Genomic DNA, 20703 nt, shown 5'->3' with positions numbered 1-20703 from the left:
CGTCTTACAGGTCCAGCAGCTGCGGCGCGATGCCGAACGCGCGCGCAATGCGCTCGCGGGTGGACCTGCGCGGCCGCAGCCCCGCTTCCTGCTGCGCATAGGCCGGCTGGCTGATGCCGATGCGGGTGGCCACTTCCTGCTGCGTCATGCCCAGGTATTCGCGCCAGGCGCGCGCCGGCGTCCAGGCGTGATCGGCAATCATGCTCACCACCTGGTGCGGCACCTGTTCATCCTTGTGGCGCGACTGCGTGCGCATGTACGTGGCGTAAGGGATGACGACATACACGGGTTCGCCGTTCGGCCCGTTGATGATCTGAACATTGGAGAATGCGTTCATGGGATGCTCGCTGGTCGGGTCGTGCTGCTCGTTGATCAAATAAGCCTTCACACAGTTTGGCTTATATTGCTGAGCCGGCCCCGCCAATGCATGCTCTCTTGCGGACGATCAAACCTCGTTGCTTTCCAGGATCGACTGATGACGCCGCTACTTGCAGCTCATGGCGATGATGTCGCGGCTGCGTTTCAGCTGCGCGGCCTTCTGCGCATCGTCGAGGAAGACGCGTTCGCCGTTCGCATCGGCCGTGGCCACGCGGATGCCCGATTCCAGCATGCGCTGGTTGTCACGGGCGTTCTGGCAATTGGCTGCCTCGCTGGCCTTGTTCTGCGCCTCGGTGGCGGCCTGCTGCGCCGTCTGTGCCGCTTCCTGGCGGCGCTTCTCGTAGTCCTCGTTGCGCTGCGCCAGCGTCGGCTTGCCCTTTGCGGCAGGGGCGGCAGGCGTCGCGGCCGCGGACGGCCCGGTCATTTCCCTGCGCAGGTCCGGCAGCTGGCCGGGGGGGGCCTTCAGCACGTTCGACAGGGGCACGGAAGCCGGCGGCGGCTGATCCGAATACTGCCGCACGCCTTTCGCGTCCTTCCACACCCATTGCGCCTGGGCTACCGTGCTGCAGGCAACGAGCAGGGTGCCGATCATCCAATGCCTGTAGTTCATGAGTCTGTTTCCAAAATGAATCTGGATCGATTGGACTCCGTTTTACGCGCAACTGTCAATTGGCGCTCGCGAAAGGCGACCAACTTTTCCATGGCGCAAGGACGAAAGAGACAAACTTCTGTATAATTCGCTTTTGCGCCGATAGGAAAACTACCATGCGTCTTCTTCAAAAAGCACTCACGTTCGATGATGTGCTGCTCGTCCCAGCCTACTCGAACGTCCTGCCTGCCAATACGTCCCTTCGTACCAAGCTGACCCGCAATATCTCGCTGAATATCCCGCTGCTGTCGGCCGCGATGGATACCGTCACCGAGGGCCGCCTGGCGATCGCGATGGCACAGGAAGGCGGCATCGGCATCATCCACAAGAACCTGCGCCCGGCCGACCAGGCCCGCGAAGTGGCGAAGGTCAAACGCTTCGAAGCCGGCGTGCTGCGCGACCCGATCACGATCCCGCCGGACATGAAGATCCGCGACGTGATCACGCTGACCGAACAGTACGGCATCAGCGGCTTCCCGGTCGTGGAGGGCGAAAAAGTCGTCGGCATCATCACCAACCGCGACCTGCGTTTCGAAGAAGAGCTCGATGCGGAAGTGCGTGCCAAGATGACCCCGCGCGAAAAGCTGGTGACGGTCACCGAGACCGCCGACACGGCCGAGGCGAAACGCCTGATGAACAAGCACCGGCTGGAGCGCGTGATCGTGGTGAACGAGGCCTTCGAGCTGCGCGGCCTGATCACGGTGAAGGACATCCAGAAGTCGACCGAACACCCGAACGCCTCGAAGGACCAGCATGGCAAGCTGCTGGTCGGCGCCGCTGTCGGCGTGGGCGCCAAGGATGAAGAGCGCATCGACCTGCTGGTCGCCGCCGGCGTGGACGTGCTGGTGGTCGATACCGCGCACGGCCACTCGCAGGGCATCCTCGACCGCGTCAGGTACATCAAGACGAAGTACCCGCACGTGGACGTCATCGGCGGCAATATCGCCACGGCCGCCGCGGCGAAAGCACTGGTCGAATACGGCGCCGATGCGGTGAAGGTCGGCATCGGTCCCGGCTCCATCTGCACCACGCGCATCGTGGCCGGCGTCGGCGTGCCGCAGATCACCGCGATCTCGAACGTGGCGGCGGCACTGGAAGGCACGGGCGTGCCGTGCATCGCCGATGGCGGCATCCGCTTCTCCGGCGATATTTCCAAGGCGCTCGCAGCGGGTGCACACACGGTCATGATGGGCTCCATGTTTGCCGGTACCGAAGAAGCGCCGGGCGAAGTGATCCTGTACCAGGGCCGCTCGTACAAGTCCTACCGCGGCATGGGTTCGCTGGGCGCGATGGCGGAAGGCTCGGCCGACCGCTACTTCCAGGAAGCCTCGGCCAAGGCCGACAAGTTCGTCCCCGAAGGCATCGAAGGCCGCGTGGCGTATAAAGGCTCGGTGCTGGCGATCCTGTTCCAGCTGGTCGGCGGCGTGCGCCAGTCGATGGGCTACTGCGGCTGCGCCACGATCGACGAGCTGCGCGAGAAGGCGGAATTCGTCGAGATCACGTCGGCCGGCATGCGCGAATCGCATGTGCACGACGTGCAGATCACCAAGGAAGCGCCGAACTACCGTTCGGAATAAGCGGTCCTTCAAACGCCGGCCGGTCTTGCAAAAGCGGCCGGCGTTTTTCCATTCCAGTTTCAGCTTCTACAGAAAACTTCAATGCACTCCAAGATCCTCATCATCGATTTCGGTTCCCAGGTTACCCAGCTGATCGCCCGCCGCGTGCGCGATGCCGGCGTGTTCTCCGAAGTCTATCCGTACGACGTCTCCGAAGAATTCGTGCGCAACTACGGCGCCTCCGGCGTGATCCTGTCCGGCTCGCACAGCTCCACGCTGGAAGGCGATGCGCCACGCGCGCCGCAGGCCGTGTTCGAACTGGGCGTGCCGGTGCTGGGCATCTGCTATGGCATGCAGACGATGGCCGCGCAGCTGGGCGGTAAAGTCGAAAACGGCATCGTGCGCGAATTCGGCTACGCCGAAGTGCGCGCCCGTGGCCATACCTCGCTGCTGAACGGCATCAACGACTTCGTTACGCACGAAGGCCACGGCATGCTGAAGGTGTGGATGAGCCACGGTGACAAGGTGCTGGACATGCCTCCCGGCTTCAAGCTGATGGCGTCGACGGAGAGCTGCCCGATCGCCGGCATGGCCGACGAGGACCGCAAGTTCTACGCCGTGCAGTGGCACCCCGAAGTGACGCACACGGTGCAGGGCAAGGCCATGCTGGGCCGCTTCGTGCACGAGATCTGCGGCTGCAAGTCCGACTGGAACATGCCGGACTACATCAGCGAAGCGGTGGAGAAGATCCGCGCGCAGGTGGGCACCGATGAAGTGATCCTGGGCCTGTCCGGCGGTGTCGATTCGTCCGTGGCGGCGGCGCTGATCCACCGCGCCATCGGCGACCAGCTGACCTGCGTGTTCGTCGACCACGGCCTGCTGCGCCTGAACGAAGGCGAGATGGTGATGGACATGTTCGCCAAGAACCTGGGCGTCAAGGTCATCCGCGTCGATGCGACCGACCAGTTCATGGGCCACCTGGCCGGCGTGACGGATCCGGAACAGAAGCGCAAGATCATCGGGCGCGAATTCGTCGAGGTGTTCCAGGCCGAATCGGCGAAACTGCCGAGCGCGAAGTGGCTGGCACAGGGCACGATCTATCCGGACGTGATCGAGTCCGCCGGCAAGGGCAAGAAAGGCCAGACGATCAAGAGCCACCACAACGTGGGCGGCCTGCCGGAGACGATGAAGCTCGAGCTGCTGGAACCGCTGCGCGAACTGTTCAAGGACGAAGTGCGCAAGCTGGGCGTCGCGCTCGGCCTGCCGTACGAGATGGTCTACCGCCACCCGTTCCCGGGTCCGGGCCTGGGCGTGCGTATCCTCGGCGAAGTAAAGAAGGAATACGCCGACCTGCTGCGCCGCGCCGATGCGATCTTCATCGAAGAGCTGCGCAATACCCCGTACGAGGCGGTGATCGTGCCGGGCTTCGACCAGGACGCCGCACCGCGCAACTGGTACGAAGCGACCTCGCAGGCGTTTGCCGTGTTCCTGCCGGTGAAGTCGGTCGGCGTGATGGGCGATGGCCGCACGTACGACTACGTGGTGGCGCTGCGCGCCGTGCAGACGCAGGACTTCATGACGGCGCACTGGGCGCATCTGCCGCACGAGCTGCTGGGCAAGGTGTCGAACCGCATCATCAATGAAGTCCGCGGACTGAACCGGGTCGTGTACGACATCTCCGGGAAGCCGCCTGCCACGATCGAGTGGGAATGATCGTTCCTCCGGGAAGCTCAGCTTAAGGTCTGGAAAGCTCGTTTCGGCGAGCTTTTTTTATGAGCTCGCCGATCCGACAACTGTTCTCGTAAGCTGCTTCGCGCCTTGGATCAACTCCTGACAGTGTGTGACAGGAGGCCTCGGATGGCACTGGTGGTTGTCGCCAAATGGCGTAACGCGCACCTCGACAGCGAGGCCAGAGCGAAGCCGTTAGCCAGGCAGGGCAGGTTATTTCGGCGGCGCATTACCGGGGCGTACCCAGATGAAGGCGCATAGGGCTGCGGCGGCGGCGCTGGCAGCGCACACCGCCAGCGCCGCATGGAATGGCGCCAGCAGAGCGCGACCCTGCGCGGTAAGCACCATACCCAGCATTGCCGTTGCGATCAGGCCGCCGCCACGTGCCACCGCGCTGTTGAAGCCGGATGCGATCCCGGTATGGCTTCCGTCGACCGAGGACAGGACGGCCGTGGTTAATGGCGCTGCCACACACGCCATTCCTAACGCGATGATCAGCATTGCCGGCAGCACCGTCGCGGTATAGCTGCCGGTCCCAATGCGCATGGCCAGCAGGAAGCCGCCGGCCACGGTCAGCGCCCCAATCGATAGCGGCAGGCGCGAGCCGTGGTTGGCAGCCACGCGTCCCATCAGTGGAGAGCCAATTGCAAGCACGATCGGAAAGGGCAACAGCGCCGCTCCGGCCTGTTTCGCCGAGTAATCCAGCGCCTGGATCAGCACGAACGGTACCAGCAGCATCAACGCGCCGATTGCGCCGTAGAGCAGGAAAGTCATCAGGTTCAGTCCGGAAAACCCGCTCGCACAGAACAGCGTCAATGGCAGCATTGCTCGCTCGCCGGCGCGCCGCTCGGTCCACAAAAAGGCTAGCAGGATCAGGAAGCCGGCCGCCAGTGCTATTCCAGCCCACGAGGTCAGTTGCTTTTCGGCCGATGCCTCAGCCAGGCCCCAGGTGATGCAGGCGAGCCCCAGGCTGGCGAGCAAAGCCCCGGCTGGGTCGAGCGGAACCGGCTTGCCGTGCGTTTTCAGCAGCACGAAGCGCCAGCCCATGAAAATCGCCAGCGCCGCGATGGGTAAATTGATGTAGAAGACCGCGCGCCAACCCACGGTGTCGATCAGCCAGCCGCCCAGCAATGGTCCGATCGCGCCTGCGGCGGCACCGGCCGCGGCCCAGATACCGACCGCCTGGGCACGCTTCTTCCCTTCGAAGGTCGCGCTGAGGATTGCCAAGCTGTTCGGCAGCACCAGCGCCGCGCCCAGGCCTTGCAGGACTCTTCCCGCGACCAGTAGCGATAGCCGCGGCGCCAGCCCGCATAGCAGCGACGCCAGCGCGAACACAGCGATCCCGGCCAACAGCACGCGCTTGCGTCCGTAGTGGTCGCCCAGCGCTCCGCCCAGCAGCAGCAGTGAGCTGAGCGGCAGCAGGTAGCCGTTGACCACCCATGACAGGTCCGCGCCCCGGCCTGCCAGGTCCTGTCCGATCGCCGACAAGCCGACGTTAACGGCGGAGCCGTCGATGAAAGCCAGGCTGCTTGCCAGGATCGAGGTGCACAGCACCAGGTTCGGGTGTGCCGGCGGCTCGGCTAGAGCCGGCGCGGCGCCCGCGACGAGCCCGCGGTCGCAGTCGCTTGGCAGGGCGCTCACGCGCGGGCCTCCGATAGTTGGAATTCGTGCGATGGCAGCATAACTGCATCATGCTGATCCGCTGGGAGTCGCGTCTGTTCGCATGCGCACACTTGTGCGCGCTGGGTGTTTAAAACGACGTTGTGGTCGCAAAAGCTGAAATGCAGGTATCAGCTTCTTCGGCAGGATTGGCACGCTCGGAGCAGCACTGCCCGTATGCCAAAGGGATGACGCCGCCGCAAATATCTTGACCGTCGCACGGCCATGACTTAATTTCGAAGCAACCGACAGCCGGCACGACGGCATCCCTTCGAAAGGTTTTCATGGCGCTTCCCCCGATCCACCGCGTCGTCACGGGACACGACGACGAAGGCAAGGCCATCATCGCGAGCGATGGGCCGCTCGCGGCCGTCGTGGCATTCGACGCCATTCCCGGCATGGTGTTCCACGAGGTATGGGAAGCCTCGGGGATGCCGGTGCCGCTCGATAATGGCATCGATCCCACCACGGGGCCGACCGTGCATGGTCCGCCGAAACACGGCGTACGCATCCGCTTCGTCGACCTGCCGCCCGATGCGGATTATCTGGCCGACGCGGCGCGGCGCATCCAGTCGCTGTTCGATGAGGTCAACAATCCCGAAGGGTTGACGACCACGGCGGAGTCGCCGCACCCGATGATGCACCGCACGGAAGCACTCGACTACGGCGTGGTGATCGACGGTGAACTGACGCTCGTGCTCGACAAGGGGGAGGTGGCGCTCAGGCCCGGCAGCGTGGTCGTCCAGCGCGGCACCAACCACGCCTGGGCGAACCGCTCGGGCAAGCCATGCCGCATGCTGTTCGTCCAGATCGACGGCCAGTACGCGCCACCGATCGCCGCCGCACTCGCGCGGCGCCACGCCGCGTCTTAAGCTATCGGAACTTTCGTGCTATGGAACGGGCAAGCAGCGCGCGCGCTCTGTTGTTGCCGCCATTATCCCTGCCATTATTCTCGCCATTATTCTTGCCATTGCGCGAGGAGCCGCGCCACATCGGCAAGGTCGCGGGTCGCGAACCCTTCCGTGAACTGCGCCCGGACGCCTGCCAGCAGGGCGCGTGCCTCGCAGTCGCGCGGACCGGCCCGCCACAGCGTGGCAAGATCGGTGGCCGCGCGCAGGCGCCACGCCAGGGCACCCGTTTCGCTGGCGACCTTCATCGCGTCGAGCAGTAACGTGGCTGCCCGCTCCGCCTGCCCCCGCCGCGCCGCCATCCCCGCCTGGATGCGCCATACCTCCGGCAGGCACCACTGCTCTTGCTGTTCTGCGGCCTTGTCGAGCGCGATGCCGATGGTCGTTTCGGCGGCATCGGGATGCCCGCCGTGGTCGAGCGCATCGGCCAGCACGCTCAGATAATAGGGCATGCGGGCCAGGTGATTGGTGCCGTTGAACTCGTCGATGGCCCGGCGCAGGGCACCGATGACGGCGGCCGAGGCGCCTTCCCGCGCATAGGCCACGGCGGCCCCGTAGAAGCTGGCCACGGGCTTGCGGGTGATCAGACCGTGCCGCGCGATCTGCTCGTCGAGCATGGCGACATAGCGGGCGCATTCGTCATGGTCGCCGGCCCAGTAGAACAGCGCGCAGGCGTAGGACAGGACGTTGTTCAGCGATAGATGGTGCCTGGTCAGGCGCGCGTCCGCCATGGCCGCGGCGGCCGTGCGCATGGCCGTGTCGGGCGAGCCGGTCAGCCACTGGGCATGCATCAGCGCGCTGCGCACGAGGACGATCGGGTCCGACAGGTAGCGCACGGAGTAGGAACCGTAATAGCGCAGGTCGCGCCGGGCCAGGGACTCGAGGCGGTGCCGGGAGGCGGGCAGCTTGCCGAGGAACAGTTCCGCGATCCCCATGTGTACCTCGCTTTCCGGCAGCACCGACGGGTCAGCCACGCGCGCCACCGCCGCGAACCGCTCGAGCGTGCGCAGGGCTGCGACATGCTGGCCGGCGAACAGGGCGTGGATGCCAAGCATCATCAGGCAGCGCAGCTGATAATCCGTGTCGCCGATCCCGGCGGCGATCTGCAGCGCACGCTGCAAGGTCTCCGTGACCTCGTGCGTCAGGCCGCGCGTAAACATCCTGGCGCCGCCGAGCGACAGCTTCAGCTTCATTTCCAGCGCCGTGCCGGTGAGGCCTGCCGCGTCCAGCGCGGCCACCGCGTGGGAGGCATGTTCGTCGCACTCTTCCGTCAGCGAGAAATGGTTCCATAACAGCAGGCCCGCAACGGTCAGCCGGATCGACAGCGGCCCGTCGGGCGCCACGTGCCCGGTCCAGCCCAGGGCCACACGCAGGTCGCCGAGCAGGTCGCGGCAGGCCTTTTCCCACTCGCCCGCCGGCAGACGTGCCCATTCGCCGGCGGCCCGCTCCAGGGTTGCACACATGTGCTGCGCATGGCGCTGGCGCACGGCATGGTCCTCACCGCTGGCGCGCAGCTTCTCGGCGCAGTACACATGCGTCGTTTCCAGCAGCCGGTAGGCGATGGCGTTGCCGTCGACGCCGGTCATGAGCAGGGATTTCGCCGCCAGCTGCGCCAGAAGGGCGGTCGCCTCGTCGCGCGGTATGGCGGCCACGACGGCCGCGCCATCGCTGTCGAAAAACCCCGCGAACACGGCGACGGCCCGCAGCAGTGCCGCCTCCTGCACCGACAGCAGGCCATAGCTCCAGGCCAGCGTGGCCGCCAGCGTGCGGTGCCGCTCCGGTCCCGAACGGCGCCCCGTCAAAACCCCGAAACAGTGATCGAGCTGGCGCAGCAGGCCACCGACCCCGAATGCGTCGATGCGCGTTGCGGCCAGCTCGATGGCCAGCGCCAGGCCATCGAGCCGCTGGCAGATTTCCGCCACGGCCGGCGCCTCGTCGTCGCGCAGCGTGAAGGAATCGACCCGGTCGGTGGCGCGGTCGACGAACAGCTGCACCGCCGGGAACATCATGGCCTCCTGGGCGTCCAGGCGTTCCAGCGAGGGCGGCGTAGCCAGTCCGGGCAGCCGGCGCACGCGTTCATCGGGGAGCCGGAGCGGCTCGCGGCTGGTGACGAGGATGCGCACGTCCGGCGCCTGCGCCAGGATCGCGCTGGCGCAGGCGGCGCAGGCATCGATGACATGTTCGCAGCTGTCGAGCACGAGCAGCATGTCCCGCTCGCGCAGGGACCGGCACAGCATCTCGAGGCTGTCGGGCGCGCCGCCCGCCGCGCCGACGACGGCCGCGATGGCGCTGGCCGTCATGTGCGGGGCTTTCGTCAGGGCCAGGTCGACCAGCCAGACACCATCCCGGTACGAGCCGATGGCTTGTTCGGCGACCGCCAGTGCGACGGTCGTCTTGCCGATGCCGCCCGGGCCGACGATCGTCACCAGGCGCGCCACGCCGAAATCGCGCCGGATGGCATCGATGGCGTCGGCCCTGCCAAGCACGCGCGTCGTTCCGGTGGGCAGATTATGCAGGCGGGGCGGCGGCGCCACGGCTCCCGGCGCGAAGTCGGACAGCGCGCCCGGCGTCACGGGCGCGATCAGCCGGTAGCCGCGGCCGTTGACGGTCGCGATATAGCACGCGTCGTCCGAACCGCCATCGCCCAGCGCCCTGCGCAACGCGGCGACATTGACCTTCAGGTTGCTCTCGTCGACGATCGTATCGGGCCACACGCGCGCCAGCAATTCGCGCTTGCTCACCAGCTCGCCCGCGCGCTCGACCAGTGCGGTGAGGATATCGAGCGCGCGGCCGCCCAGCCTTACCGCTACACCATCCTGCAACAGCGCCTGGCGTTCCGGGACAAGGACGAACGCCCCGAACGCGAATGCGCGCTCGCCGGTGGCTACGAAGGAGTTTCCCATGGCTGTTCCCCTGATGATGGTGTGCGTGCGGCGCTCACGCAGGTCGCCGGCCGACCGCTGGTTCCCATCATAACGACTGCCGCCCGGGTCCGGGGGTCTGCGCTGAAAGCTTTAACCACGCTTAACTTCGCGCCGGCACACGCTGGCGCTAGAGTGGATTCCAGCAGCGCCGTCCACCCACCTGCAATCGAGCTTCCTGCAGTCCACCCATCTTTTGGCGCTGCCGTCCTCAAGGAGAAAAAAAATGAACCAGTCCGTCACCCCGGCAGTCGCCGTCCCCGTCATCCATTACAGGAGCATCAGCATCGACGGCATCAACGTGTTCTACCGCGAAGCGGGGCCGGCGGATGCGCCGGTCCTGCTGCTGCTGCACGGCTTTCCAACCTCGTCGCACATGTTCCGCAACCTGATTCCCCTGCTGGCCGACCGCTACCGCGTGATCGCGCCGGACTATCCCGGCTACGGCCAGAGCGACATGCCCGACCGGTCCGCGTTCGCCTACACCTTCGCCCATTTCACGGACATCGTCGACCGGCTCACGGTTGCGCTGGGTGCAGACAAATACAGCATGTACGTGATGGATTACGGCGCCCCGATCGGCTACCGGCTCGCACTGAAACATCCGGACCGCGTGCAGACCTTGATCGTGCAGAACGGGAATGCCTACGTCGAGGGACTCGGCGCATTCTGGGACCCGATCAAGGCCTACTGGGCCGATGGATCGGCCGCCAACCGCGCCGCGCTGGCGCACCTCGTGACGCTCGACATGACGAAGTTCCAGTACACGGACGGCATGAGCGATGTCGCCCGGATCAGCCCCGACAACTGGGTCGTCGACCAGGCGCTGCTCGACCGGCCGGGCAACGCCGACATCCAGCTCGACATGCTGCACGACTATGGCACCAACCCGCCGCTGTATCCCGAGTTCCAGGCGTTTTTCCGCCAGTACCAGCCGCCCACCCTCATCGTCTGGGGCAAGAACGACAAGATCTTTCCGGAGCCGGGCGCCCATCCCTACCTGCGCGACCTGCCGAAGGCGGAACTGCATATTCTCGACAGCGGCCACTTCGCGCTGGAGGATCGGCTCGACGTGATGGCGCCGCTGATAGGCACCTTCCTCGACAAGCACCTGCTGCGCTGAGCGCCGCACGACTGGAGCCACCATCATGCAAACGAACCACACGAAAACCAGCGTGCTGCCCTCGGGCGGCGGCGCGATGCTGCTCGATCCGGCCGATACGCTGGTGCTGCTGCTCGATCACCAGTCGGGCCTGTTCCAGACCGTCAGGGACATCGAAGTCGCGGATCTGCGCCGCAATGTCGAGGTCATCGCCAGGCTGTGTACCTTGCTGGACATTCCGGTCATCACGACGGCATCCGAGCCGGCCGGCACCAACGGCCCGTTGATGCCCGAGATTGCCGAGTATGCCCCGCATGCCGTCCATGTCGCGCGCAAGGGCGAAGTCAATGCCTGGGACAACGACGATTTCGTCGAGGCGGTCCGCAGCAGGGGGCGCAAAACGCTTGTGATGGCGGGCGTCTGGACGGGCGTGTGCGTCATGTTCCCCGCGCTCGATGCCCGCGCGGCGGGGTACCAGGTGTATGCCGTGATGGATGCATCCGGCGACCCGAGCGAGATGGCCTCGCGCGTTTCGCTGGCGCGGTTCGTGCAAGGCGGTGTCCAGCCGACGACCACCAATGCGCTGCTGTCGGAACTGCACCGCACTTGGGCGCGGCCCGAAGCCCCCGAGCTGGCACGGCTCTACGGACTGGTCGCGCCCAACTACGCTGCCGTGGCCGAGAGCTACCGGCGCGCGCAGCAGGCGGCGCTGGATGCCGGGCAGTGAGTAGGCCATTTACTGTCGGCCATTTACCGCATTTAACTTGAGCGAAGCCTGGCGCGGACCTACACTGCACATCGGACGATAACCATGGGGACCTCCTTGACTGCCCAGATTTCCACGACGGACGCCGCTTTTGCATTTGGTCCGTTCCTGCTCGTGCCAAGGCAAACGCTGCTGCTGGAAAACGGCCGGCCGGTGCGCATCGGCCGGCGCGCGTTCGACGTGCTCGCGCTGCTGGTGGCCGCGCACGGCCGCGTGGTGGGCAAACGGGAACTGCTGGCCCGGGCGTGGCCCGGCCTGGTCGTGGAAGACGGCAACCTGAAAGTCACCATTGCCGCCATCAGGCGCCTGCTGGGCGAAGATGCCCGGACCGATGCGCCGCGCCATATCGCCACCGTGGTGGGCCGGGGGTACCGGTTCATCGCCATCGTCCGCCAGGAATCCTATGGCACCGGGCGTGACGGTGATGCCATGCCGGCGCCGCAGCGCGTGATCGGCCGCGATGCCGTGCTCGCCGCGATCGTCCGTGACCTCGAGGATGCCCGGCTGGTATCGATCGTCGGGCCGGGCGGCGTGGGCAAGACGGCTGCCGCGCTGGCGGTGGCCGATCTGGCCGCCGGTGCGTTCAATGATGGGTGCCGCTTCGCCGATCTGGCCCCGCTCGACGATCCGGCACGGGTGGCCGATGCCATCGATGGCGCCCTGCGCGGCCGTGCCCACGGCGCCATACTGCTGGTCCTCGACAATTGCGAGCACGTGGTCGGGGCGGTCGCGTTGCATGCCGATCGACTGCTGGCCGGCACGCACCAGCTGAAGCTCATCGTCACCAGCCGCGAACCGCTGTGCATCCGGGGCGAGCGGGTCCGGCGGCTGTCCGGCCTGGCCGTGCCGGACCACGCGGACGGCATTGGCGCCGTGGATGCCATGGCGTTTCCGGCCGTGCAGCTGTTCGCACGTTGCGCCACGCATGCCGCCTGCGCCGCCGGGCAGGCGCCAGTCTTTCTGCTCGACGACGCCAATGCAGGCGCCGTGAGCGCCATCTGCCGCCTGCTCGACGGCCTGCCGCTGGCCATCGAACGGGCGGCCCAGCGCGCCGGGACGATGGGCGCCGCCGCGGTGCTCGACCATCTCGTGCGGCGCTTTGCCATGTTCGACGGCTTCCATGCCGGTCCGGCGCGGCACCGCACGCTGACGGCAACCGTGCATGCCAGCTATGTCCTGCTGGCGCCAAGCGAGCAGGCGGTGCTGCGCCGCCTGGCCGTGTTTGCCGGCGCCTTCGGCCTTGAGGCGGCCTGCGCGGTCTGCTGCACGCACGATACCGATCGTTCGTCCGTGATGGAGGCGATCGCCAGCCTGGTCGCCAAATCCCTGCTCCTGGCCCAGCCGTGCCAGCGCGGCATGGCGTACCGGCAGGGTTTCCTGACACGCGCCTTCGCGATGGAACAGCTGATCGCGCACGGTGAACTGCAGGACGCGCAGCGGCGGCAGGCCCAGGGTACCGATGCCTAGCGGTCAGGTCATCCCGTTCACGCCCGCCGAACCGCCGCGCACGCGCCATAATCTGCCGCCGTTAGCAACGCGCATGGTGGGGCGCGCCGAGGTGATCGGCATGCTGGCGCAGGCCGTCGGCGTGGCCCGGCTCGTTTCGATTGTCGGTGCCGGCGGCATCGGCAAGACGACCGTGGCCCTGGCCGTTGCAGGCCGCTCGCTCGAGGCGTTCCCCGATGGCGTGTGGTTCGTCGATTTCGCGCCCCTGCGTGACGGGGCGCTGGTGCCCCATGCCATCGCCAGCGCCACCGGGCTGGTGGTCCATGCAGGCGACGTGCTGGCAGCGCTATGCCGGTCCCTGCGCGCGCGCCGTGTGCTGCTCCTGCTGGACAATTGCGAACACCTGGCGCCGGCCATCGCGCCCTGTGTGGCGCGGCTGCTGGAGGAGGCGCCCGGCGTGCATGTGCTGGCAACCAGCCGCGCCGCGCTGCGCATCGGCGGGGAACAGGCGCACCGGCTCGCAGGCCTGGCCTGTCCGCCGGAAGGCGTCGCACTGACGGCGGCGCAGGCGCTCGACTACGCCGCGGTCGCGCTGTTTGCCGAACGCGCGCGCGACCGCGCGGAGGGCTTCGTCCTGGCCGACGACGACGCGGCGGCAGCAGCCGACATCTGCCGGCGCCTCGACGGCATCGCGCTGGCGATCGAGCTGGCGGCCATGCGCGTCGACAGCTTTGGCGTGCAGGGCCTGCAATCGCAGCTGGGCGACCGCTTCCGGTTGCTGGGCAGCCGTCGCGCCGGACTCGAGCGGCACCGCACGCTGCTCGCCACGCTCGACTGGAGCTACGGCCTGCTGCCGGCCGCCGAGGCGGCGCTGCTCCGGGCCATCGCGGTGTTTCCGGGCGCGTTCCGGATCGATGGCGCGGCGCGCGTCGCCGGCCTGCCGGCCGATGCCGCGCGCGCCATGCTGGCCGAGCTGGCCGCCAAGTCGCTGCTATCGGGCGAAGCGGACGGCGAGCCGGTCTACCGTGCACTGGAAACCACGCGCGTCCATTGCCTCGACAAGCTCGCTCTGGCGGGCGAAGAGCAGACCGTGCGGCAACGGCACGCCGCGCATGTCTGCGCGGCTGTCCAGCAGGCTGCCGCTGCATGGGGCGAGCGGCCATCGCGCGAGTGGGGCGCGGCATACGGCGGCCTGCTCGATGACCTGAGGGCCGCACTCGCCTGGACGCAGTCCGCGGCCGGCCAGAGCCGGTTGCAGATCGACCTGACCGCCGCCGGCATCCTGCTGTGGAATCACTTTTCCCTGACCGACGAAAGCCGCGGGCATCTCGCCGGGGCCATCGCCCGGCTCGACGCGGCCGGCTGCACGGGGACGGTGGCCGACATGCACCTGCATTTCGCGCTGGCCGGCGCCATCCTCTATACCTGCGGCACGGGTCCGGAAGTGCGCGCCGCCATCGGCCGCGCCCTCGCGTTGTCGGAGCGTCTGGCCGACACCGATTTTCGCCTGCGCTGCCTGCGGCTGACCAGCACGATCGAACTGTTTTCTGGCGAACATGACGCAGGCATGCGCACGCTGGCCACGTTTCTGTCGATTGCCAGCACGGACGACCCGTCCGCGCTGGCCGAGGGGGAGACGCACCTGGGCGTCGGCGAGATCTTCACCGGCCGCCTGCTCGATGCCCGGCGCCGCATGGAACGACTGGCGGCGCAACAGGCGCAGGATTTCAACGATGCGCGCTTCGTGCGTTTCCAGTACAGCAACAGCGTCAATATCCTTGTCGTGCTGTCGCATGCGCAGTGGCTCACCGGCCAGACCGCTCAGGCGGCCGACATGGCGCAAACGATACTCGCGTACGGACGGGCAGCGAACCACGAGCTGTCCCTGAGCATCGCGCTCGCGTGGAACTGCCTGCTGTTCTTCTGGCTCGGGCAGGACGACGCGTGCGCCCACCATACCGCCATGCTCGACGAACTGGTCGAGCAGCACGGCATCGTGACGTGGCGACCGATCGTCACTTTCTGCCGCGGCGCGCTGGCCGTGCGCGGCACGCCGGATTCCCTCGCCGGCATCGACGAGATGGTGCGCGCGATCGCGCAGTTCCGGGCGACCGGGCATCGGGCGCGCCTGCCGTATTACCTGGCTGTCCTGGCCGAGGCGCTGGGCAGGCAAGGGCGCTTGCACGAGGCCGCGGCGACCCTCGACGACGCGCTGGCCCTGGCGGCCGTTCAGAACGAACAGTGGTGCATGCCCGAACTGCTGCGCATCCAGGCGTTCCTCGCGACGGCCCGGGGCGAGCCTGAAGCAGCCCAGGCGCTGCTGCGGCACGCCATCGCGCTGACGGAGCAGACGGGGGGCGTGAGCTGGCAACGGCGCATCCACGAGGATCTCGCGGCGGTGACTGCGCAGCCTGCGGCACCATCGTCCCCACAGCCGCCTGGAAGCGGAGGTGGGGCTGACTGATTCACGGCAGCCGTGAATTGATGGTCGCCACAAGCACGGCTTCTCAAAAAAAAGATGGCCGCGCTGTCGTATCGCGTTGCGGCGGCGCGGCAGCTTTTCGATCGAAGACTGGCGTTCGACGCCCGATGCGCGGCCGGCTTTGCCAGGCATCGGGTCGTCCGGGGCTAGCAAGTGGATCGTTGTCCGGGATGAATAGGGGGAAAGCGGCCCGCCGGGCGGCGCGGAACGCGGCCGTGCTTCAATCCGGGGCGAAGCAACGTTCGTCTTCGTGCTCCGCCCCAACCAGCGTAGCCAGGCGTTCGAGTGCCGGATCGCGGATGCCGTTGGCCTGCAGGCTGTCGCAGGTCCGGAACAGGTAATCGGCACAGCTGCCAAGCCCGCCCGAAGCCGTCGCGAGCCGCCGCACCGTGACGGCTTCGTCGACGTCGCCCGCGTAATGCGGATGGTCGCGATCGATGGTGAATGCGATCGCCCAGCCGAAGGCATTGCCGTTGCAGTCGTTCAGCTGGACCCAGCGCGGCACGTAAGCGCCACAGGCCATTTCGCGGCGCCACAGCAGGCGCAGTTCGCTGTCGACATCGGACTCCGCGAGGCGGTAGGCGGCGCCGCAGCAGGCCCCGCCCCGATCCAGCGCCAGCATCAGGCCGGGCCGATCGACCGTGGCGCGCAGTGCCGTGATCGACAGGCAGAAAGACCGATGCCAGCCATCGATCCGGGCGATACGCCGTTCCACCGAATGGATGGCGGCATTCCAGATCAGCGATCCATAACCGAAGACCCAGACATCGCCCGGCGGCCGGATTCCCAGCAGTTCCCGAAGCGATGCGGCGCGCTCGGCCTCGGTGAGAAGCGGCATGCCGGGAGAATCGATGGCAACCAGGGCCTCGATGCTGGCCTGCTCCAGCAGGTGCCGGGTCAAACGCGGGACTGGATGGCGTGCGCCGGTGCGGACCCGTTCATCGGGCAGGATATCGTTGGCAATCATGGTTACCTCGTCGTGATTGTGGGTCATGCGCGTGAACCTTCGCCGCGCCTGGTGACACTTTGCCGAGGAGGTTGTCGCTGGGAACTCCGCATCTTGCGATGGAATCAGATAATTCCGAGTAGATGAGTGCTACGGCCTGGGCGATCAGCACGGTTTTACCCGGCATCTGGTGATGATTGCGTCCATTGGCAGAGCGAGGTGTGTTCTCCGGCGCACACTGGCACGCAGTGTTGGTTTGCATGATAACTGTACATTTATGTATTGTCGCGTTATAATACCGGCACATCCAAAACAGTTCGCCGCGGCAGCGTCCCTGCCGCACCGACTCCCCGGCAGTCACCGGGAAGTCATCCTTGGGCCCAGCGCCCGCATCATGAATCGTCCGACGCATCGTCCGTCGGACACCTCTGCCAGGTTTTGCCTGGCACCGCGTGGTCGAGAGTCCTGAACCCCAGCTTCTCCTGACGCGCACCTGACACCCTGTCGTCCAGGCGCCTGCGCGCCGGTCAGCCGTGTCTCGCCCTGTCCATCGCCTGCGCGCGCCTTTGCGCCGTTGCATCGCCGTCGGCACAGGGTTCGCCGATTCCCGCGCATGGCCAACGGCCTGCGGGTGTCATTCATTCGCGCAATCGAAGGAAGGACCACAACGTGGCAAAACAAATCCATATCGACCATGTCTTCAAGGTCTTCGGCGACCAGCCCGAAGCGGCGCTGGAGCTGGTGCATCAAGGCGCCAGCAAGCAGGACATCCTGGCCCGCACCGGCTGCACGCTCGGCGTGTTCGACGCCACCTTCACCATCGAGGCGGGCGAGATCTTCGTCATCATGGGCCTGTCCGGCTCCGGCAAGTCGACGCTGGTGCGCATGCTAAACCGCCTGATCGAACCGACCGCCGGCCGCATCCTGATCGACGGCAGCGACATCAACACGCTGCCGGACGCACAGCTGCGGGCCCTGCGCCGCAAGGACATCAGCATGGTGTTCCAGTCGTTCGCGCTGCTGCCGCAGCTCTCCGTGCTCGACAACACCGCGTTCGGCATGGAGCTTGCCGGCATGCCGAAGGCCGAGCGCCATGCGCTGGCCCGGCAGGCGCTGGAGCAGGTCGGCCTCGCCGCCTACGCGGGCAGCTATCCCGACGAACTGTCCGGCGGCATGCAGCAGCGCGTGGGCCTGGCCCGCGCGCTGGCCTGCGATCCGTCGATCCTGCTGATGGACGAGGCGTTCTCCGCGCTCGATCCCATCATGCGCACGGACATGCAGTCGGAGCTGCTGCGCCTGCAGCAGATCAAGCGCCGCACCATCGTCTTCATCTCGCACGATCTCGACGAAGCCATGCGCATCGGCGACCGCGTGGCGATCATGAAGGACGGCCACGTGGTGCAGGTGGGCACGCCGGAGGAAATCCTGCGCCGGCCCGCCAACGACTACGTGCGCAGCTTCGTGCGCGGCGTCGATGCGGCCGCCGTGTTCAAGGCCGGCGATATCGCCCGCAAGAGCCAGATCGTGGTGTCCGAATCGCCGACCCGCGGTGCGCGCGCGGCGCTGTCGATGCTGGAAGAGCAGGACCGCAGCTATGCCTACGTCGTGAATCCGCAGCGCGAGTTCCTGGGCCTGGTCTCGGCCGATTCGCTGCGCAGCGCGCTCGATGGCCACACCGGGCCGCTGGGCCTCGCGCATGCTTTCCTGCCGGACGTGCAGACCATCGATGCCGACGAACCGGTGGCCGGCCTGTTCGGCCAGGTGGCGCAGCTGCCGTATGCGGTACCCGTCGTCGGCAGCGACCGCCTCTACCGCGGCGCGATCAGCCGGACCACGCTGCTCAAGTTCCTCGACCGCGACACCCCGGCGATTGCCGAGCCACAGACCCAGAAGGAGCCCGCATGAATGCCGCCAATGCCAATGCCGCCGTGACCGCTATCGATGCTGCCATGGAGACGGCGATCGAGCCGGTCGTGCAGACGACGGCGCAAACCAACCCGTGGCTGCCATCGCCGCCCGCCGACACGGCCTGGCTGGATGCCGCAACGCCCGCCGCCGCGCCGGCACACGCCGACGGCGTGCACCTGTCGAACCTGTTCGATGGTTCGCTGCCGCTGCAGTCCTGGATCAACCAGGGACTGGGCTGGGTGGTCGAACATTTCCGCCCGCTGTTCCAGGCGGTGCGCGCGCCGATCGATGCCACGCTGACCGGCATCGGCGACGTGCTGCTGGCCGCGCCATCGCTGGTGGTCATCGCCATCATCGGCCTCTTCGCGTGGCAGTTCGCCAGCCGGGCGCTGGCCATCGGCACCGTGCTGGCGCTGCTGGCCGTGGCGCTGCTGGGCGTCTGGCCGGAAGCGATGATCACGCTGTCGCTGGTGCTCACGTCGCTGGCGTTCTGCCTGCTGATCGGGCTGCCGCTGGGGATCTACCTGGCCAGCAGCGACCGCGCCCAGAACATCCTGCGCCCGCTGCTCGATGCGATGCAGACCACGCCAGCGTTCGTGTACCTGGTGCCGGTGGTGATGCTGTTCGGGATCGGCAATGCGCCGGGCGTGATCGTGACGATCATCTTCGCCCTGCCGCCGCTGGTGCGCCTGACGAACCTCGGCATCCGCCAGGTGCGTCCGGACCTGATCGAGGCGGCGCGCGCCTATGGCGCGTCGCCATGGCAGCTGCTGACGCGCGTGCAGTTCCCGCTGGCCATGCCGTCCATCATGGCCGGCATCAACCAGTCGCTGATGCTGTCGCTGTCGATGGTGGTGATCGCCTCGATGATCGCCGTGGGCGGCCTGGGCCAGATGGTCCTGCGCGGCATCGGCCGCCTGGACATGGGCCTGGCCACCGTGGGCGGCCTGGGCATCGTGCTGCTGGCCATCACGCTGGACCGCCTGACGCAGGCGATGGGCCAGCCGCGCCGCGGCGCGCGCCACTGGTACCAGACGGGCCCCGCCGGCCTGGTGCTGCGGCTGACCCGCAGCAGCGCGGAGCGCGATGGAGCAACCGCACCAGCAACGCCCCGCACCGCACACTGAGAAAACAAGACAAAGGCAACCCATGCAGCATATCGAACACTTCAAGGACACCCAAAGAACCCAGCGCCGGGTGCGCTGGCTGTCGGCCCTGGCGCTGGCCGCACTCGCGCTGACCACCAGTCTCGCCATGGCGCAAACGCCGGCAGCCGCGTTGCCGGGCAAGGGCATCAAGGTGCAGGCGCTGCAAAGCCCGATCGCGGAAGAGACCTTCCAGACCATGCTGGTCGAGCGCGCGCTGCAAAAGCTGGGCTACGAGACCCAGCCCATCAAGGAAGTCGAGTACCCGACGGCGCACATCGCCATCGCCAACGGCGACGCCACCTTCCTGGCCGTGCACTGGGACCCTCTGCACCAGGATTACTACGACAATGCCGGCGGCGACGCCACGCTGCTGCGCACCGGCCAGTACGCCGGTCCGGCCGCGCAGGGCTACATGATCGACAAGGCCACGGCAGAGAAGTACCGCATCACGAACATCGACCAGCTGCGCGACCCGGAGATCGCCAGACTGTTCGACCATGACGGCGACGGCAAGGCCGACCTCACCGGCTGTAATCCGGGCTGGGGCTGCGAAGCGGTGATCGAACACCACATGGACGCCTACAAACTGCGCGCGACGGTGCAGCATGTGCAGGGCAGCTATTCCGCGCTGATCGCCGACACCATCGGCCGCTACAAGCGGGGCGAATCCATCCTCTACTACACCTGGACGCCGTACTGGGTGAGCGGGGTGCTCGTGCCGGGCAAGGACGTGGTGTGGCTGCAGGTGCCGTTCTCGGCGAATCCGCAGAAGGCCAGCACGCGGCTGGACGACGGCAGCGACTATGGCTTCTCGGTCAATACCACCCGCATCGTCGTGAACCGGGCCTGGGCGGAGAAGAATCCCGCGGCCGTGAAGCTGTTCGAAGTGATGCGCCTGCCGATCGCCGACATCGATGCGCAGAACGGGCGCATGCGCGATGGCGAGAACACGCCGGCCGATATCGCGCGGCATACGGAAGGGTGGATCAAGTTCCACCAGGCGGTGTTCGATGGCTGGATCGCGCAGGCGCTGGCGGCCGCCAGGCCCTGACCTGATCTGACAAGATCAGCGCGCAGAGGGCCCCTTGCTGAAAACCTGCCGGGGC

At 67.0% G+C, this 20703-nt stretch carries 15 protein-coding genes; 10 read left to right on the top strand and 5 right to left on the bottom strand.

The annotated features are described in order from the left end of the window. Positions 1–4: 4 nt before the first annotated feature. Together IP91_RS07935 and IP91_RS07930 are read right to left on the bottom strand one after the other, a co-directional pair. Positions 5–337 (bottom strand): helix-turn-helix domain-containing protein, encoded by a 333-nt coding sequence (locus IP91_RS07935; RefSeq protein ID WP_145648376.1) that lies wholly within the window; start codon positions 335–337, stop codon positions 5–7. A gap of 147 nt (positions 338–484) precedes the next feature. Next, entirely contained in the window at positions 485–988 is a 504-nt protein-coding gene (locus IP91_RS07930; RefSeq protein WP_145648374.1) for a DUF4124 domain-containing protein, read from the bottom strand. A gap of 155 nt (positions 989–1143) precedes the next feature. Here IP91_RS07930 and guaB point away from each other — a divergent pair, with 155 nt between their 5' ends. Together guaB and guaA are read left to right on the top strand one after the other, a co-directional pair. Further along, complete coding sequence (gene guaB, locus IP91_RS07925; protein WP_145648371.1) at positions 1144–2604, top strand: IMP dehydrogenase; 1461 nt, start codon at positions 1144–1146, stop codon at positions 2602–2604. Positions 2605–2685: 81 nt separating this feature from the next. Then, entirely contained in the window at positions 2686–4296 is a 1611-nt protein-coding gene (guaA, locus tag IP91_RS07920; protein ID WP_145648369.1) for a glutamine-hydrolyzing GMP synthase, read from the top strand. A gap of 228 nt (positions 4297–4524) precedes the next feature. On the opposite strand, the gene IP91_RS07915 is transcribed toward guaA, so the two are convergent. Continuing rightward, on the bottom strand, positions 4525–5952 hold the full coding sequence (locus IP91_RS07915; RefSeq protein ID WP_199754538.1) for an MFS transporter: 1428 nt from the start codon (positions 5950–5952) through the stop codon (positions 4525–4527). Between the two features lie 302 nt (positions 5953–6254). Here IP91_RS07915 and IP91_RS07910 point away from each other — a divergent pair, with 302 nt between their 5' ends. After that, entirely contained in the window at positions 6255–6842 is a 588-nt protein-coding gene (locus tag IP91_RS07910; protein ID WP_145648367.1) for a cupin domain-containing protein, read from the top strand. Between the two features lie 86 nt (positions 6843–6928). Here the strand turns inward: IP91_RS07910 and IP91_RS07905 are convergent, their stop codons facing one another. Further along, positions 6929–9781 (bottom strand): ATP-binding protein, encoded by a 2853-nt coding sequence (locus IP91_RS07905; RefSeq protein ID WP_145648365.1) that lies wholly within the window; start codon positions 9779–9781, stop codon positions 6929–6931. Between the two features lie 244 nt (positions 9782–10025). On the opposite strand from IP91_RS07905, the gene IP91_RS07900 reads away from it, so the two are divergent. The 4 genes from IP91_RS07900 (at position 10026) to IP91_RS07885 (ending at position 15577) form a co-directional block, all read left to right on the top strand. After that, positions 10026–10922: an alpha/beta fold hydrolase gene (locus IP91_RS07900; protein ID WP_145648363.1), complete on the top strand. Its 897-nt coding sequence runs from the start codon at positions 10026–10028 to the stop codon at positions 10920–10922. 25 nt (positions 10923–10947) lie between these two features. Then, a complete protein-coding gene (locus tag IP91_RS07895; protein ID WP_145648361.1) occupies positions 10948–11628 on the top strand; it encodes an isochorismatase family protein in 681 nt (226 codons plus the stop codon). A gap of 96 nt (positions 11629–11724) precedes the next feature. Continuing rightward, a complete protein-coding gene (locus IP91_RS07890) occupies positions 11725–13134 on the top strand; it encodes an ATP-binding protein (RefSeq protein ID WP_158643112.1) in 1410 nt (469 codons plus the stop codon). A 73-nt stretch (positions 13135–13207) separates the two neighbouring features. Continuing rightward, positions 13208–15577, top strand: coding sequence for an ATP-binding protein (locus IP91_RS07885; protein WP_145648357.1), 2370 nt, complete (start codon positions 13208–13210; stop codon positions 15575–15577). A gap of 238 nt (positions 15578–15815) precedes the next feature. Here the strand turns inward: IP91_RS07885 and IP91_RS07880 are convergent, their stop codons facing one another. Continuing rightward, positions 15816–16589, bottom strand: coding sequence for a gamma-glutamylcyclotransferase (locus tag IP91_RS07880; protein WP_229474108.1), 774 nt, complete (start codon positions 16587–16589; stop codon positions 15816–15818). Between the two features lie 621 nt (positions 16590–17210). Between IP91_RS07880 and proV the strand changes: the two genes are divergently transcribed. The 3 genes from proV to proX are packed head-to-tail and all read left to right on the top strand — an operon-like array spanning position 17211 to position 20648. Then, positions 17211–18446, top strand: a complete 1236-nt coding sequence (proV, locus tag IP91_RS07875) for a glycine betaine/L-proline ABC transporter ATP-binding protein ProV (RefSeq protein WP_145648355.1) — start codon at positions 17211–17213, stop codon at positions 18444–18446. 44 nt (positions 18447–18490) lie between these two features. After that, on the top strand, positions 18491–19576 hold the full coding sequence (proW, locus tag IP91_RS07870; RefSeq protein ID WP_145648701.1) for a glycine betaine/L-proline ABC transporter permease ProW: 1086 nt from the start codon (positions 18491–18493) through the stop codon (positions 19574–19576). 22 nt (positions 19577–19598) lie between these two features. Further along, the gene (proX, locus tag IP91_RS07865) at positions 19599–20648 is read left to right on the top strand and encodes a glycine betaine/L-proline ABC transporter substrate-binding protein ProX (RefSeq protein WP_145648353.1); all 1050 of its coding nucleotides are present in this window, start codon (positions 19599–19601) and stop codon (positions 20646–20648) included. Positions 20649–20703: the final 55 nt, after the last annotated feature.

This window comes from Pseudoduganella lurida (assembly GCF_007830455.1).
GTDB lineage: Bacteria > Pseudomonadota > Gammaproteobacteria > Burkholderiales > Burkholderiaceae_D > Rugamonas > Rugamonas lurida.
This window is presented reverse-complemented; position numbering and strand designations above follow the sequence as displayed.